The sequence below is a fragment of the Nonomuraea sp. NPDC003214 genome, assembly GCF_053590035.1.
Map to the genome: position 1 here is coordinate 510,033 of NZ_JBSFSX010000003.1, position 14,767 is coordinate 524,799.

Here is a 14,767-nt window from a genome sequence, read left to right on the forward strand (position 1 = left end):
CACAAGCGCTATCAAGGAGGTACGGATGCGGTCACGCATCATCGCCCTGGGCGCTGTCGCGGTCGTCATGGGCAGCACTCTCAACACCCCCGCACAGGCCACGAGCCACCGCACCCGGTTCGACGTCGTCAACCTGGTGTCGGACGTCAAGGGCAAGGCGGCGCTCACCGATCCCAAGCTGGTCAACCCCTGGGGGCTGGCCATGGGCAAGACGCTGTGGGTGTCCAACACGGGCACCGGCAGCGCCACCGTCTACTCCGGCCAGGGCAAGAAGGAGGCGACGGAGGTGGTCGTGCCGGGCGGCGCCCCGACCGGCCAGGTGTTCAACCCCGGCGACGGCTTCACCGTCAAGGGCAGGCCCGCCACGTTCGTCTTCTCCAGCCCGAGCGGCGCGATCAGCGGCTGGAACGCCGAGGCCGACCCGAAGAACGCGATCATCGGCGCGTTCACACGCGGCGCCGACTACAAGGGCCTGGCGCTGGCCGAGACGGACGACGGCGACTTCCTGCTGGCGGCCGACTTCGCGGGCGGCCGGATCCACGCCTTCGACGCCGACTTCCGGCGGGTGCGGCTGTCGCGCTCGCAGTTCAGGGACGCGGCGGTCCCGGCGAACTATTCGCCGTTCAACGTGGCCGTGGTCAACGGCAACGTGTGGGTGGCGTACGCGCTGCGCGACCCGAAGACCGGCAAGTCGGTCGCCGGGGCGGGCAAGGGCTTCGTCAGCCGCTTCGACCTCGACGGCAGGCTGACCGGGCGCATCGCGCGGACCGGCCTGAACGCGCCGTGGGCGATCACCAAGGCGCCGCGCCGTCTCGGCCAGTACGCGGGCGCGCTGCTGGTCGGCAACTTCGGCGACGGCACCATCCACGCCTATCGCGGCAACCGCCACCTGGGCGCGCTGCGCACGGCCGGCGGCAAGGCGATCACGCTGCCGGGGCTGTGGGACCTGGAGCCCGGCACGGCGGCGAACGGCGGCGAGAACGCGCTGTGGTTCTCGGCCGGCCTGGAGGGCGGCACGCACGGCCTGCTCGGCGTGATCCGCCCGGCGGGCTCCCGTCCCGCCACCCCGGCGGCCCCGGCCACCAAGGCCCCGACGAAGGCCCCCACGAAGGCCCCCAGCCAGCCGTACGGCGGCTACTGACCTTCGGGCGTTCCCGGCGCGGCCCCCGGCCCGCGCCGGGAGCCGGGGGTCAGGGCCTAGAGTCGGGTACGTGACCGAGACCTTCAGCGCATGGCTGCGCGAGCAGTGCGAGCCCGAGTGGACGGCGGTGGTGACCCACCCGTTCGCCACGGCGATCACAACGGGTGAGGCCGACATGCGGCGCTACCTGGAGCAGGACTTCCAGTTCGTCGACTCCTTCACCGCGCTCCTCGGCGCGGCCGTCGCCTGTGCCGACACCTTCGAGGCGCGCGTCCCGTACGGGCAGTTCCTCGGCCAGGTGGCGACGACGGAGGAGAAGACGTACTTCCACCGGGCGCTGGCGGCGCTCGGCGGCAGCACGCAGGCGGCGACGGAGCCGGTGACGGCGGAGTTCCGGCAGCTCATGGACGAGGTGCGCGCCTCGCAGGACTACCCGTCGATCGCGGCGGTGCTGTGCGTGGCCGAGTGGTCCTACCTCGGCTGGGCGTCCAGGGCGGTCGAGCCGCTGCCGGAGGGGTTCGTGCACCGGGAGTGGATCGGGCTGCACGAGGGTCCCGAGTTCCGCGCGTGGGTGGACTTCCTGCGCGGCGAGCTGGACCGGCTCGGGCCGGGGCTCGGCGAGGCGGGCCGGCGGCGCGTGCTGGAGGTGTTCGGCCGGGCGGTCGAGCTGGAGCGCCGCTTCTTCGACATGGCCCTCGGTCAGCCGAGGGCGTCAGACATGACCCTCGGCTAGCCGGGGGCGGCAGGCATAGCCCTCGGCTGACCGAGGGCGGCGGCCAGGTCGGCGGCCTGCCGGTAGTGGACTCCGGTCATGCCGAGGGCGACGGCGGCGGCGACGTTCTCGGCGCGGTCGTCGACGAACAGGCAGCGCTCGGGCGCGGCCCCGGCGAGCTCGGCGGCGATCTCGTAGATGCGCCGGTCGGGCTTGGCGACGCCGACGCGGGCGCTGCTGACGACGGCGTCGGCGAAGTAGGTGAGGCCGAGCCGGTCGAGGTGCTCGTCCAGGCTGTCCATGGCGTTGGTGACGATGATCACCGGGGCGTGCTCCTGGGCCTTGGCGAGCAGGGCCCTGACCTCCTCGTCGACCCGGAACGGCACGGCGGCGAACTCGGCGGCGGCCTGCCTGGCGCGCTCGTCGCCGCCCAGCGCGGCGGCGACGGAGTCGACCCACTGCGCCTCGGTGACGCGGCCGAGCGTGGCCGGGGAGAGGATCTCGGGGGCGAAGGCGGTGCGCCGCACGGGGAGGCCGTAGCGGGCCTCGATGGCGTCCTGGACGTCGAGGTCGAACAGGCGCAGGACGCCGTCGAGGTCACACAGCACGGCGTCGTACGGGAACGCGCCGGCGGCAGCCTGGCCGGCGGAGGTCTGGCCGGCGGGGGTCGCTTCGGTGGAGGTCACAGCCATCCATTGTGCCGTGCGAGCCTGGCGGCCTCGATGCGGTTGCGGGTGTGGGTCTTGCCGATGGCCGACGACAGGTGGTTGCGCACCGTGCTCTCCGACAGGTGCAGCCGGGCGGCCACGTCGGCGATGGTGGCGCCGTCGAGGGCGGCGGCGAGCACGTCGCGCTCGCGGTCGGTGAGCGGGCTGGGCCCGGCGCGCAGCGCGGCGGCGGCCAGCGCCGGGTCGACGATCCGCTCCCCCGCCGCGATCCGGCGGACGGCGGCGGCCAGTTCCTCGACGGGCCCGTCCTTGACCAGGAACCCGGCGGCCCCGGCCTCCATCGCGCGGCGCAGGTAGCCCGGCCGGGCGAAGGTGGTGAGGATCAGCACGGCGCAGTCCGGCCGGGCGGCCCGCAGCTCCGGCAGCACGTCGAGGCCGGAGCGGCCGGGCAGCTCGATGTCGAGCAGCGCCACGTCGGGCCGGTGGGTCTCGGCGGCCGCCATGATCGCGTCGCCGGACGACACCTGGGCGACGATCTCCAGGTCGTCCTCCAGCCCGAGGAGCAGGGCCAGCGCGTCGCGCATCATGCCCTGGTCCTCGGCGATCAGGAGCTTGATCAACGCCGTCCTACTTCCAGAAACCGAGCCGGTGCCTGGCAGCGTAGTCGATGACGCGGATCTTGCCGGGTTCCAGCGCGAGCGTGCCGGAGGAGGCGCGGGGCCAGGTGGGCAGGCCGTCGCCGTTGGGGTCGCCGGCGCGGGCGAAGTTGGTCCAGTAGCCGATCATCCGGTCCGACAGGGCGCGCTGGGCGGGCGCAAGCGGGGTGTCCTTCTCCTCGAAGAGGTACGGCAGGTCGCCCGCGTGGTAGGCGCCCCAGTCGAAGCCGGTCTCCAGCGGCAGGAACATCGGCGCGTCGCGGTCGGCGAACTCGTAGCCGTACACGGGGACGTGCCGGGCCAGGAGCGTGTTCTGTTCGTGGGTGGCGCGGGCCCACATGCGGTCGGTGAGGACGGTGGCCCACGCAATACTAGGAGACTTATACCGATTTACCGGGTACTTACGAAGAATGTCAGGTGCCTTCCTGCCGAACGCTTCCCGTACAAGTTTGGGATAATTCGGCGTTTTACCCTGAATGTCGTAATTCATCGCGACAAAGAGGCGATGCTCATCCCGGGTCGCCCCGGCCAGCACCGGCACCCGGTGGAAGCGCCCCTTGCGCAGGGCCTCGTCCGGCGACTGCGGCAGCACGCGGTTGCCGTACGCGTACACCTGGAACACGTTCATGATCTGCGGCACGTCGAGGATCTTCTTGACCGGGAGCGCGCGCAGGCACGCCAGGCTGTCGCAGCCGAGCTGCCGGGCGTACGCCTCGCCCAGGGCCGCGATCTCGGGCTTCGGCCGCCACATGAACGACGGCAGCGCCTCCAGGCCCGGCACCATGCTGCCGGCGGGCATGTCCATCATGGTCTCGCCGCTCTGCATGATCGCCCGGTGGAACAGGCCCTTGGCGCCCGGCGAGGTGAGCAGCGCGCCGATGGACGAGGCCCCGTAGGAGATGCCGAACACGGTCACGTTGCCCGGGTCGCCGCCGAAGGCCGCCGCGTTGCGCCGCACCCAGCGCAGCGCCTCGGTCTGGTCCTGGAGCCCGTACGTGCCGCCGTCGGCCAGGCCCGGGTGCCCGAAGCCGCCGAACACGCCGAGCCGGTAGTTGATCGTCACGACCACCGTGCCCTTGGCCGCCAGCCGGCGCGCGTCGGAGTAGTGCCCGGCGCCGAGCGCGCCGTCGCCGTGCAGCCACACCATCACCGGCCGCCGCGTGCCCGGCTTGGCGGGCTCGGCGGGGGTGGTCACGTTCAGGAACAGGCAGTCCTCGTCCTCGCTGCGGACGGGCGCGTACGGCGAGCCGACCTGCGGGCACATCGCGCCGGGCGCGGTGGCGTCGCGGACGCCCTGCCAGGCCGGGGCCGGGCGGGGCGCCTCCCAGCGCTCGGCGGTCGCGTAGCGGATGCCCTGGAAGATCCGGTGCTCGCCGGACACGCTGCCGCGCACCGTACCGGCGTCGGTCCGGACGACCGCCGGGTCCGGGGCGGCCTGGGTGCTCGTCGCGGTCCCGCAGGCGGTGAGCAGGACGGCCAGTGCGAGAAGTGTTCTCATGCCTCAACGGTCGCGGAAGCGCCCGGGGCGCCGGAAGGTTCATGCATCCGGGATCGCCCAGGACAAATGTCCCCGGCATTACCATCTGCGAGACGGGATTCGGTATCGGAACGGTAGGGCATGAACGATCATCAGCTGCCGCCGGAGCTGTGCCCGCTGTTCGCCGACGGCGGCAGGGGACGGGCTCTGGGGATCGCTGTGCCCGAGGGCGGCATGGTCTGGCCCGATCCGGGCTACACCGGGCAGGGGCCGGCGGCGCGGCCGGCGTTCTGGATGAGCGACGAGCCCGTCTCCGGGGCCGACTGGCGGCGCTTCCACGCCGAGCACCCGCGCAGCGGGCTGTGGCCGGTGCTGCTGGACGAGAGCGCGCAGCCGTGGTCGGTGGGGCAGGTGGTGCCCGACGAGCCGGTGCAGATCGACCATTTCACCGCCGAGGGGTTCATGGCCGAGGTGTGGCAGGAGTGGGTGTCGCAGATGCCCGCCCAGGACGCCTTGGACGAGCTCGACCCCTACGGGGCGATCTGTCCTGGCCTGGCCCCGCCGGGGACGCCGGTGGCCCACCCGGACGAGGTCGCCGCCTGGTACGCCGGGGTGCTGGCCGAGCGGGGGATGCCGCTGGGGCTGGTGGCCGCGCCCCGGGGCGCGGACGCGCTGGCCGTGATGGGCTGGCAGGGCGCGCTGCACCACAACGAGTGGATGGTGCCGCTGGCCGCCGTGGTGCGCAGCTGGGAGGAGCGCTTCGGCGCGCGGGTGGTGGGCGTCGGCTTCAACACGCTGGAGCTGAGCGTGGCGGCGCCGCCCGTGGAGCCGGAGCACGCCATGCGCGTCGCGGCCGAGCACTGGACGTTCTGCCCGGACAACGTCGTCCAGGGGCCGGGCGACCTGCGGGGCTACGCGCAGCAGATCATCGGCGAGCACGCCTGGTCGTTCTGGTGGGACTGACGCCGCCCGCCCGGCGGCGGGCGGCGGGTCCCGATCACGGCAGGCGGGCCACCGCCCCGTAGTTGCCCGACGTCCCCGGCTGGTCGGCGCAGTGCGGGTCGCCCTCGTCAGGCCGCCACTCCGGGACCCACACCAATCCCGGTTCCAGCAGGTCCAGACCGTCGAGCAACGCCTCCACCCGGTCGCGGGAGCGCACCGCGTGCCCGGGCAGCGTCATGGCCAGCAGGTCGTTGATGGCGGGCAGCAACTCCGGCGGTATGCCGTCGAACGTCGTCTGCAGGATCGCCAGGTAACTCCTTTCCGGCACCGACTGGCGCAGGCGTTTGACGACGTAGCGCGCCTGCTCGTCGTCGCTGAGGCTGTGGGTGGACACCACCACCCAGGCCATCGGCCGGTTCCAGTCGGCGAACGTGCGCACGACCCGGTCGTCGAGGATCTCGTCGATCTGGCGGATGTCGCCCTCGACCACGCGGACCGAGTCGGTGATCGGTTCGATGGTGGCCTGCGCGTTGGCCAGCACCATCGGGTCATTCTCTATATAGACGACACGCGCACAAGAGGTACGGAGCGTGTCGCGGGCGATGTCATGCAGCTGCCCGCCGGGTGGCAGGCCGCTGGGGACACCACTTCCCACGATCATGAACTGGTCAACGCCTTCACCGGCCAGGTGCCGTACGGCCCGGCACAGATACCCCTGGACGGCCCGAGCCGCGGCGGTCGTCACCGCGGCTGCCACGTCGTACCGGTTCACCGCTTCACGGTCGGCCCGGAAGTTGTTCTTGCCTCCGGTGGCGGCATCAAGGATGCGCGTGATCCTCGCGTGTGCGGTGTCGAGATTGGCCAGGTTTCGGATGGCACGTTGCCGCATTGCGTGTCGCCCCTTTCCCCTCGCCGCGTCCATTCGGGAAAGTTCCGGTCTCTGACCCCACTCGGATGACCAATGTTAATAATGATCCATAAATTCTCTTATTCAACTACATGGGGCAGTGTATTTTGAGGAAATATGACTTTTCGCATTCCCGGAGATCAATTCGCGGGCGTACGTGAAAGTCTTTCGCGATGCGCGCAGAGCATGTCGATCGTCTCGTCGCGGGTGGTCGTGGTGACCGACAGCTTGGTGAACGCCTGGTGGTACGCCTCCACCACGACCCCGTCGGTGATCAGCTCGTCGGCCTCCAGCGCGTGGGAGCACGCGATGTCGGGCTCGAACGCCTCCGCGAAGCGCCACAGCGTGAACGGGCCGGTGCGCGGCACGTACGCCGGGTCCTCCATCGGCACGATGTGCAGCGAGATGTTGGGCCGCTTGGCATAGGCGATCAGCCGGTCGAGCTGGTCGAGCATGACCTCCGGGTCGGCGATCGAGCGCAGCAGGACGCCCTCGTCCATGACCGCCCACACGACCGGGCCGTTGGGCCCGAAGATCAGCCGCTGCCGGGCGGCCAGGATGTCGACCGCCGCGTCGGCCGTGGTGTGGCGGAACGAGCCCTGGTCGGCCGTGGCGATCGCGGCCAGCGCGTAGGACTCGGTCTGCAGCAGCGGCGGCACGAAGTGGGTGTGGTAGGTGCGGATCACCGAGGCCCGGCTGTCGATGGCGCAGGTCGTCGCCAGCCACACCGGGAACGAGCTGGCGTCGTACCAGGCCAGCTCGCGCTCGCCGCGCGCCAGCGAGAGCACGTATTCGCGGGCGGGCACGGCGGTCACCCCGTAGAGCGTCAGCAGGCGCTCGACGGTGGCCGGCGCGGGCGTGATGCGGCCGGCCTCGATCGCCTCGACCGCGACGGCGCCCTTGCCGAGCGCGGTCTCCACCTTCTCCGGGCTGATCTGCGCGGCCAGGCGCAGCGATCTGAGCCGCTCGCCGAGCGCCACCCGCATCGGCTCCTCCAGCGGCGCCGCCGCGTCGGGGATCTCCATGGCCGGCTCGGGCTCCTCGGGCAGGCCCTCGGCCTTGCGGGCCAGCTCGATCACCCCCCGCAGCACGGTCAGCGAGGCGTCGGACAGCCCGGAGGCGGACACGCCGATGGCGGCGGCGCGGAGCTGAAGGTCCTCCACCGCCCCGGACTCCAGGTAATCCTCACCTACGAGCCAGCCAACGCTCACCTGGAGGCACGCCGCCAGGGCGCGCAGCACCTGGAGCGTCGGGTTGGTCTGCTTGCCGGTGCGCAACTGGCTGACGTAGGCGCGTGTGATCGGGATGCCGGCCTCGGTGAGCGCGGCGGCGACTTGAGCGCCTGTGAAACCTCGCTTGTTGAGCGCGAGATCGAGTCGCTCGGCGAACTTCGCCACGCGGACCTCCTGCTACCCGTGAACGCTCTTCCAGCCTAGACGCCGCCCGGCGTGTCCGCGCAGGGCGCTCTTCCCGTACCGGAGCCGCTCACGTATTGTCGAAAACTGAGAGTTGACACCATAACCCGCATTTGGCCAGTATCGTACGACACGTGGAAACTGTTACCTGACAGCCGGCCCCTTCGGAGGCCCCCGGCAGGGAGGTGGCCGAACGTGACCATCGATCACCAGATAAGCCCCTGGTTCACCAAGAGCACGGCCTCACCGGCGCAGGAGCGGGTGATCCAGCGCATCTGCTCCCGGGTCGCACCGGCCGGGACAACGGTCAACGTATCGGACCTGCCTCTCGGCGGGGTCCAGATCTGGACAGACGGCGACGCCGGCACGTGGAGCCTGTACCAGCGGATGGCGCGCGAGCTGCGGCTCGCCGGCTGGCACGCCGAGGCGGGCACCGACCGCCTCATGGTGCTGGGCTGGAGCGCCGAAGCCCTGTCGTACCGGGTGCTCGTGCTCGACGCCGCGCTGGCCGGGCGGCTGGCCGACTACGACCTGACGTCGTTCATGGCGGTGACCGTCGCCACCCGGCTGCTCCAGGAGGGGCTGGCCGCCGAACGCGTCGTCCCGGAGGTGGAGGCGCGCCTGCGCGAGGAACTGCGCTGGCCGGGACGGCTGGCCGACCTCGCCGGGCTCGAACGCACCGCCACGCTGGAGCCGCTGCGCCACCGGCTCGCCCAGATCGCCGGGCTGGAGGCCAGGGTGCGCGACCGCTGCGCCGAGCACCTGTCGCTGGCCGGCCGGGTCGCCACCTCGGTCACCGGCGGCAAGCCGCCCCCGCGCATCGGCTTCCCGCACCTGACGGCGGGCCTGGCCACGGGCCTGTCCGAGCGGCTGGTCGCGGCCAGCGTGCCCAACCAGGCGACCGCGCCGCCCCACGCCCTGCTGTCCCCATCGGACGCAGGCGCCCTGACCTGACAGGAGTGATCATGCTCACCGACGAGGTCCGCGGGCCGCGCCACCGGCCCTGCGAGGTCCCGGTACGCGGCACCCGCCCGCCACCACCCCCCGACCGGCCGCCCCTCGACCGGGCGGCGGGGCCACGGGCGGACGTCACGCCGATCGCGCACCCGGTGCGGCGGCTGCGGCCCGCGGAGCGGCACGGCGGGAGGCGGACATGAGCCGCGGCAGGGTGGGCGTGCTGGTGCCGCCCGCGAACCCGTCGGCGGAGCCGGAGCTGACCCGCCTGCTCGGCTCGCGTGCCGACATGCACGCCGCCCGCTTCCCGGTACGCCCCGGGCTGGCCCCGGCCGAGCGGCTGGAGAGCTACAACGCGGCGCTGCCCGCCATGACGCACGCCTTCGGCGACCTGCCGCTCGACGCGCTCGTCATGGCCTGCGACGCCCCCCGCTACCTGCTCGACCCGGACGAGGACCGCGAGGGCTGCCTGCGGCTGACCGAGCGGTGTGGGGTGCCGTTCGCCTCGGCGACCGTGGCCATCCTGGAGGCGATCGGGCATCTCGGGCTGGAGGAGGTCCACATCGTCTCGCCGTTCCAGCCGTGGCTGACGGAGCTGGCCGAGCGCTTCTGGAAGGCCGCCGGGCTGCGCATCGCCGGGGTGCTCCCGGTCCGCGCCCAGGGCGGCTGGTCCCCGTACACGATCACTCCCGCCGAGCTGGTGGAGCAGGTGAAGCAGGCGCGGCTGCCCCGGGACGGCGTGCTGCTGTTCGTCGGCAGCGGCATGGCGACGCTGCCGGCGCTGGGCACGCTGGGCGCCGGCAACGACCGGGTGCTGCTCACGTCCAACCTGTGCACCGCCTGGTGGGCGCTGTCGCGGGCGACCGGCAAGCCCGTCACGCTCAACCGCTCCCCGCACCGGAGGGCCTCGTGAGCGCCGCACCGGGCGCGCTCGCCCTCCCCTGCCCCCTGACGAGGGTCGCCGGCGCTCCGGCTCGCGGCCGTGCCGGGCCTGCGGCCGGTCCGGGCGGCACGCGGTCCGGCGCCGGCGATCCCGGCGCCGCCGCGGAGGCCGTCTGACGGGCCCATCCCCTGCGAGGACCGGGCGAGGGTCGGCGCGGTGACGTGAGGAGTGCTCGATCAGATGTGGCGGACGCTGACGGACGAGGCGCGCGAGGCGATCGGCGCGCTCTGCGACGAGCACGGGCGGCACCTGTACGACTACTGCCGCACGGCGCTGGCGGGCTCCGACGCCGAGCTGGCGGTCGCGGGCGCGCTGCTGTCGGCGCACGCGCACGCCGCCCGGCTCCCGTCGCCGGACGCGCTGCGGCCGTGGCTGTACGCCCTGGCCCGCGCCCACCGCGCCGCCGTCGCCGCCGCCAGACCGGCCAGCATCGGCTCCTGGTCCCGTCCCGGCCCCGCGCCCGACCTGGTGCCCGAGGGTCTGACGGCCCTCGACGGCCCGCACCGCGAACTGCTCGACCTCTCGGTACGGCACGAGCTGTCCGACGACGAGATCGCGCTGATCTTCGCCGCGGACACCGGTGACGTGACCGCCATCGTCACGGAGGCGGCCGACACGCTGGAGCAGTGGTTCGCGGCGGTGCGGGCGGCCAGGACCCGTGACGGCTGCGCCCGCCTGGCCTCCCGGCTGACCGACTGGGCCAGGACCCCCGGACGCCGCAACCGCACGCGGATCGCCCGCCACATCCTGACCTGCCCGGAATGTCAGGCGGCGCCCCGGACGCTCCGCGCGGCCACGCTGCTGCGCCGCCTCCCCCTGGCCGACACCCCCGGCACCCTGCGCGAGCAGCCCGCCTGGGGGCAGCCGCTGCCGGACGACGACTCCGCCTGGCGCCCGGACGGCTTCCCCGTCCAGGCGCGCGGCCTGGCGGAGCCGCCTCCGGCCATGATCTCCCTGGTCCCCGGCCCCACGACGGAGACCAGGGACAACCCCTGGCCGGCGACGGGCGCGGCCGTCGCCGGCCAGGAACCCCTCCCCGCCCCCACCCCGCCCGAGCCTCCGGAGGACGACTGGGTGCCCCCTCGCCCGGTGCCGCGCGCCCCGGTGGCGGAGGAAGGGGAGGGGCGTGGGGTCAGGGTCGTGGAGGAGGCCCGGGTCCGGCGGGGCGGCAACGGCGCCGGCTCCGGGCAGGCGCTCGTGCACGCCGCGCATCCGGGGTCGGGGCAGCGGCGCGAGTACTATCTGCCGCCCGACCCCGTGCCCCCGCACGACCCGCTGCGGGCCAGGGAGCGCGCCCGGCCGGCGGCGCGGCCGGGCGAGCGGCGCAGGGCCGAGCCCGGCGACAAGCTCGTCCACGCCGGTGACCGGCCGCCGCCGCGTGACGACGGGGGTGACGCCCGGTGGGAGGACTTCTGGCGGGAGCGCCCCGACGAGGACGACCCGGAGGCGCGCATCTCCCTGCGCTGGCTGGTCCGGATGGCGCTGATCTTCGGCCTGGTCCTGCTGGCCGGGGGCCTGGCGTGGTCGGTGCTCAAGCCCCAGTCCCGTCAGGCGGCGACGACCGCCGCCCCCGCCGCGGCGGCCCAGCCTCCCACCGCCCCGCAACCGACCGCACAGGAGCCCACCGCCCCGCAGCCGACCGCCCCGCAACCGACCGCGCAGGAGCCCACCGCACAGGAGACCACCGGGCCCGAGCCCACCGCCGAGGAGCCGCTCGTCCAGGAGCCCACGCTCCAGGACCCTCCCGCGCGGGAGCCCACCGGCGCGGCCGAGGAGCCCGGCAGGGCGCTGCCCGCGCCCGAGCCTCCGGTGGCCAAGCTGGCGCCCGCGTCCGTGCGGCTGGGCGAGAAGCGCAGCGGCCGGTTCAGGCTCACGTGCACCGGCGACTGCCGGGTCACCTTGTTCTCCGGGACGAACGGCATCACCGTCGACGGCAACACCTTCACCGTACGGGCGCCCGCCGAGCGGCCGGGTTGCGCCGGGCCGCCCGTGACCGAGTCGGGCGTGATCACCGTCGGCTGGTCGGGCACCGCCACCGGCGACGGCAGGACCACGGAGGGCACCACGGCGGGCGACGGCACCCTCACCATGATCGTTTCGTGGACCGTGACCACGAACCGAGGAGCGTTCATCCCCGACACGAACGGAGGCGGCTATTGGAGCAATTGCCCTAAGGGCGAGTGAAACAGGCAAGCACCATGCATCAGCCACGCACGTGACGGCCCCGGGCATCGCGCCCGGGGCCGTCAGCGGTCAGAAGCCCGTCTCCCGTCAGAAGAACGAGAAGCCCGGCTCCGGCTCCGGCAGCGTCAGCTCACGCGGCCCGAGGAACCTGGCGGTGTCCTTCGGCACGTCGGCCAGCGGGGCGCCCGGCACGACCGGGACGGTCACGCCGGTCCTCGACAGGTCGACGGTCACCGCGGCCCCGGTGCCCGTCTCGGAGCTGTAGGAGGCGTCGGTGCCCGCGATGATCAGGCCGATCCGGTGCCCCTTCTTGAAGGTGTAGTCGTGCGGCAGCGTCTCCCACCTGACCTTGGCGTACTTCCCGACCGGCATGGGCGACGGCCGGGTCAGCGAGTGGCGGTTGCGGGTGTCGATCCAGCCCCGGGCGACGACCTCCACCGGCCGGTTCGCCACGTTCGTGACGACCTTCTTGTAGCAGCCGTCGTCGGCAGCGGTGGTCTCGCCGTGGCAGTCCTCCTCGGCGATCGTGGTGACGCCCTGGCCGCGCCGCCAGTCCAGGCGGGTGTCGTCGCCGAAGTCGACGAGCAGGGCGGTCAGGTTCGAGGCGGGCCGGTCGAGCTTGACCCGCAGGTCGGCGGTGGGCGTGCCGGACAGGCGCAGGTCGACCGGCAGCGCGCCCGTGGTGAACGCCAGCCGTCCCGGGTTCGCGGCGCCGACGTCGGCGACCATCGCGGACTCGGTCATGGCCACGTCCGTGAACGTCGCCGTGGCGCGCCGGTCGGGCCGCAGCCCGAGCGTGCCGTCGGCGGCGGGCCGGAGTGTCAGCCGGGTGGCGTGCGGCGCCGGCCAGTCGCGCTGCGTGATCCACTCGGTCGGCCCGACCTGCACGTCGGCGCGCGGCTCGCGCATGATGTCGTTGCGCACGCCGTGCAGCCAGTGGTCGAACCAGCGGTGCAGCGTGTCGACCCACACGTCCCGCCGGCCCTCGAAGTCGAACGGGTCGACGTGGTTGTACTGGCCGACCCAGATCTTGCGCGGCACCCGGCGCTCGGCCAGCGCCTGCCACCAGGTGGAGAAGTTGTCCGGCTTGACGTTCAGGTCGTTGGACGTGTGGACGACGAAGACGCTGGCCCGCACCTTGGAGACATCGCCGAGCAGCCCGCCGAGATAGTCGCGCTCGGCCCAGAACGGGTTGTGGTCGCCGGTGTCGTCACCGTCCCCGGCGTCCATCCGGTCGCGCACCGCCTGGCACTTGGCCTCGGGGTCGGTGTCGACGTAGTTGGCCAGCCAGGAGGCGTAGTCGTAGTTGTAGATCACGCCGTTGGAGCGCTGGTACCGGTACCAGGAGCTGATCGCGGAGATCGGCACGATCGTCTCCAGGCCGCGCACGCCGGTCGCGGCCACGGCGTTGGCCAGCGTGCCGTCGTACGACTTGCCGATCATCGCGGACTTGCCGGTCGTCCAGTCGGCCACGGCGGGGCTGCCGTCGGCCCGGTACGCCTTGGCCCGGCCGTTCAGCCAGTCGATGACCGCCTTGCCGCCCAGCACGTCGGCCTTCCCGCCGACGTCGGGGCAGCCGTCGGAGCGGGTGGTGCCGATCATGTCGACGTTCAGCACGGCGTAGCCGCGCGGCACGAAGTAGTTGTCGTAGAACAGGGGGAACTTCGTGACGTTCCTGTCGGCGCCGTACTCCTTGCGCTCCCCCTCGTTGCCGCGTCCGGAGTTGTCGTAGTACGGGCTCTCGTCGATGATGACCGGGACGCGGAGCCCGGGACCGGACTCCTTGGGACGGATGATGTCGACGCGCACCCGGTCGAGCCGGCCGTCGGCGTCGCTGTCGACCGGCGACTCGACGTAGACGTGCTCGCGGACCGCGTCCGCGTAGGAGAAGACCGGCTGCGTACGGCCGTTCTCGACGGTGACCGCGGGTGCCGAGGCCGCGGCGTGGACGGGGGTTGCCGTGCCCAGGACGAGGACTGCGGCGATGAGGGCCGGGCGTAATTGTGGCACGCGTGACCTCCGTGGCTGTACCAAAAGTACGAGCAATCTCTCAGACGCCCGGAAGCCTGACAAGATCTGACCATGCGGGTCGAGAGGATGGGCATGCGGAACGTGGCACGGACCTCGTTGGTGGACGCCGCCATCGAACAGCTGCGCGACCAGATCACCAGCGGCGCGTGGCCGGTCGGCACCAAGCTGCCGTCCGAGAGCCGGCTCGCCGAGACGCTCGGCATGAGCCGCCTGTCGGTGCGCGAGGCGCTGCGGGTGCTGGCGCACGCCGGGCTGCTGGCCACCCGGCAGGGCGACGGCACGTACGTGACGGCCACCGACGAGTCGCAGGTGGCGCTGCGGCGGCGGCTGGACAGGGCGGCGGCCATGGACATCATCGACGTGCGGCGCGGGCTCGACCTGGTGGCCGCCCGGCTGGCCGCCGCCCAGCGCACCGACGAGGACCTGGCCGGGATGCGCGAGGCCCTGGCCCGCCGCGACGCCGCCGCCGGCGCCGGTGACCTCGACGCCTTCGCCGACGCCGACGTGGCCTTCCACCTGTGCGTCGCCGACGCGGCCCACAACCCGCTGCTCGGCGACCTCTACCGGAGCATGAGCGAGTCGGTGCGCGAGAGCGTCCGCGACCTGGAGGAGGCGGCGCTGCGGCCCGACAGCTCCCACCACGAGCTGCTGGCGGCCATCGAGGCCGGTGACGCGGCGGCGGCCGTGGCGGTCTCGGTCGGCATCCTCGACCGCCAGGAACGCGACCTTTGACCCGG

The 14,767-nt window shown here is 73.1% G+C and carries 14 protein-coding genes; 8 read left to right on the plus strand and 6 right to left on the minus strand.

Annotation, left to right across the window (positions count from 1 at the left end; translation table 11 throughout):
• Positions 1-25 precede the first annotated feature (25 nt).
• Together ACWDXC_RS11240 and ACWDXC_RS11245 are read left to right on the plus strand one after the other, a co-directional pair.
• Positions 26-1,141: a TIGR03118 family protein gene (locus ACWDXC_RS11240; protein WP_449980621.1), complete on the plus strand. Its 1,116-nt coding sequence runs from the start codon at positions 26-28 to the stop codon at positions 1,139-1,141.
• A gap of 70 nt (positions 1,142-1,211) precedes the next feature.
• Complete coding sequence (locus ACWDXC_RS11245; protein ID WP_449980624.1) at positions 1,212-1,874, plus strand: TenA family protein; 663 nt, start codon at positions 1,212-1,214, stop codon at positions 1,872-1,874.
• Here ACWDXC_RS11245 and ACWDXC_RS11250 read toward each other — a convergent pair.
• Genes ACWDXC_RS11250 through ACWDXC_RS11260 form a run of 3 tightly spaced genes read right to left on the minus strand, consistent with a single transcriptional unit; the run spans position 1,871 to position 4,675 of the window.
• Positions 1,871-2,539 (minus strand): HAD family hydrolase, encoded by a 669-nt coding sequence (locus ACWDXC_RS11250; RefSeq protein WP_449980627.1) that lies wholly within the window; start codon positions 2,537-2,539, stop codon positions 1,871-1,873. The genes ACWDXC_RS11245 and ACWDXC_RS11250 overlap by 4 nt on opposite strands.
• A complete protein-coding gene (locus ACWDXC_RS11255; protein WP_219511574.1) occupies positions 2,536-3,141 on the minus strand; it encodes a response regulator transcription factor in 606 nt (201 codons plus the stop codon). Before ACWDXC_RS11255 ends, ACWDXC_RS11250 begins: the two co-directional genes overlap by 4 nt.
• A gap of 7 nt (positions 3,142-3,148) precedes the next feature.
• Positions 3,149-4,675 carry a carboxylesterase/lipase family protein gene (locus ACWDXC_RS11260; protein WP_449980631.1) on the minus strand — a complete coding sequence of 509 codons (1,527 nt, stop codon included), beginning with the start codon at positions 4,673-4,675 and terminating at the stop codon, positions 3,149-3,151.
• Between the two features lie 120 nt (positions 4,676-4,795).
• Between ACWDXC_RS11260 and ACWDXC_RS11265 the strand changes: the two genes are divergently transcribed.
• Positions 4,796-5,617, plus strand: a complete 822-nt coding sequence (locus ACWDXC_RS11265) for a DUF4253 domain-containing protein (protein WP_219511571.1) — start codon at positions 4,796-4,798, stop codon at positions 5,615-5,617.
• 34 nt (positions 5,618-5,651) lie between these two features.
• On the opposite strand, the gene ACWDXC_RS11270 is transcribed toward ACWDXC_RS11265, so the two are convergent.
• A complete protein-coding gene (locus tag ACWDXC_RS11270) occupies positions 5,652-6,518 on the minus strand; it encodes an SAM-dependent methyltransferase (RefSeq protein ID WP_246646345.1) in 867 nt (288 codons plus the stop codon).
• Between the two features lie 125 nt (positions 6,519-6,643).
• Positions 6,644-7,900: a helix-turn-helix domain-containing protein gene (locus ACWDXC_RS11275; protein WP_219511570.1), complete on the minus strand. Its 1,257-nt coding sequence runs from the start codon at positions 7,898-7,900 to the stop codon at positions 6,644-6,646.
• 213 nt (positions 7,901-8,113) lie between these two features.
• Between ACWDXC_RS11275 and ACWDXC_RS11280 the strand changes: the two genes are divergently transcribed.
• The 4 genes from ACWDXC_RS11280 to ACWDXC_RS11295 all read left to right on the plus strand — a co-directional run bounded on the left by ACWDXC_RS11280 (position 8,114) and on the right by ACWDXC_RS11295 (position 11,999).
• Positions 8,114-8,872: a hypothetical protein gene (locus tag ACWDXC_RS11280; protein WP_449980634.1), complete on the plus strand. Its 759-nt coding sequence runs from the start codon at positions 8,114-8,116 to the stop codon at positions 8,870-8,872.
• An 11-nt stretch (positions 8,873-8,883) separates the two neighbouring features.
• Positions 8,884-9,075, plus strand: a complete 192-nt coding sequence (locus ACWDXC_RS11285) for a hypothetical protein (protein WP_449980637.1) — start codon at positions 8,884-8,886, stop codon at positions 9,073-9,075.
• The gene (locus ACWDXC_RS11290) at positions 9,072-9,785 is read left to right on the plus strand and encodes a maleate cis-trans isomerase family protein (protein ID WP_357587279.1); all 714 of its coding nucleotides are present in this window, start codon (positions 9,072-9,074) and stop codon (positions 9,783-9,785) included. Before ACWDXC_RS11285 ends, ACWDXC_RS11290 begins: the two co-directional genes overlap by 4 nt.
• Before the next feature lie 210 nt (positions 9,786-9,995).
• On the plus strand, positions 9,996-11,999 hold the full coding sequence (locus ACWDXC_RS11295; RefSeq protein WP_449980639.1) for a hypothetical protein: 2,004 nt from the start codon (positions 9,996-9,998) through the stop codon (positions 11,997-11,999).
• Positions 12,000-12,086: 87 nt separating this feature from the next.
• On the opposite strand, the gene ACWDXC_RS11300 is transcribed toward ACWDXC_RS11295, so the two are convergent.
• Positions 12,087-14,009, minus strand: a complete 1,923-nt coding sequence (locus ACWDXC_RS11300) for a Xaa-Pro dipeptidyl-peptidase (protein WP_449980641.1) — start codon at positions 14,007-14,009, stop codon at positions 12,087-12,089.
• A gap of 72 nt (positions 14,010-14,081) precedes the next feature.
• On the opposite strand from ACWDXC_RS11300, the gene ACWDXC_RS11305 reads away from it, so the two are divergent.
• Positions 14,082-14,762: a FadR/GntR family transcriptional regulator gene (locus tag ACWDXC_RS11305; RefSeq protein WP_246645569.1), complete on the plus strand. Its 681-nt coding sequence runs from the start codon at positions 14,082-14,084 to the stop codon at positions 14,760-14,762.
• The last annotated feature ends 5 nt before the right edge of the window (positions 14,763-14,767 follow it).

What these genes read in the sequence shown, in the direction of transcription:
- ACWDXC_RS11285 (WP_449980637.1), top strand. Translation starts at nt 8,884, where the DNA reads ATGCTCACCGACGAGGTCCGCGGGCCGCGCCACCGGCCCTGCGAGGTC.
- ACWDXC_RS11260 (WP_449980631.1), bottom strand. Translation starts at nt 4,675, where the DNA reads ATGAGAACACTTCTCGCACTGGCCGTCCTGCTCACCGCCTGCGGGACC.
- ACWDXC_RS11270 (WP_246646345.1), bottom strand. Translation starts at nt 6,518, where the DNA reads ATGGACGCGGCGAGGGGAAAGGGGCGACACGCAATGCGGCAACGTGCC.
- ACWDXC_RS11295 (WP_449980639.1), top strand. Translation starts at nt 9,996, where the DNA reads ATGTGGCGGACGCTGACGGACGAGGCGCGCGAGGCGATCGGCGCGCTC.
- ACWDXC_RS11305 (WP_246645569.1), top strand. Translation starts at nt 14,082, where the DNA reads ATGCGGGTCGAGAGGATGGGCATGCGGAACGTGGCACGGACCTCGTTG.
- ACWDXC_RS11290 (WP_357587279.1), top strand. Translation starts at nt 9,072, where the DNA reads ATGAGCCGCGGCAGGGTGGGCGTGCTGGTGCCGCCCGCGAACCCGTCG.
- ACWDXC_RS11240 (WP_449980621.1), top strand. Translation starts at nt 26, where the DNA reads ATGCGGTCACGCATCATCGCCCTGGGCGCTGTCGCGGTCGTCATGGGC.
- ACWDXC_RS11265 (WP_219511571.1), top strand. Translation starts at nt 4,796, where the DNA reads ATGAACGATCATCAGCTGCCGCCGGAGCTGTGCCCGCTGTTCGCCGAC.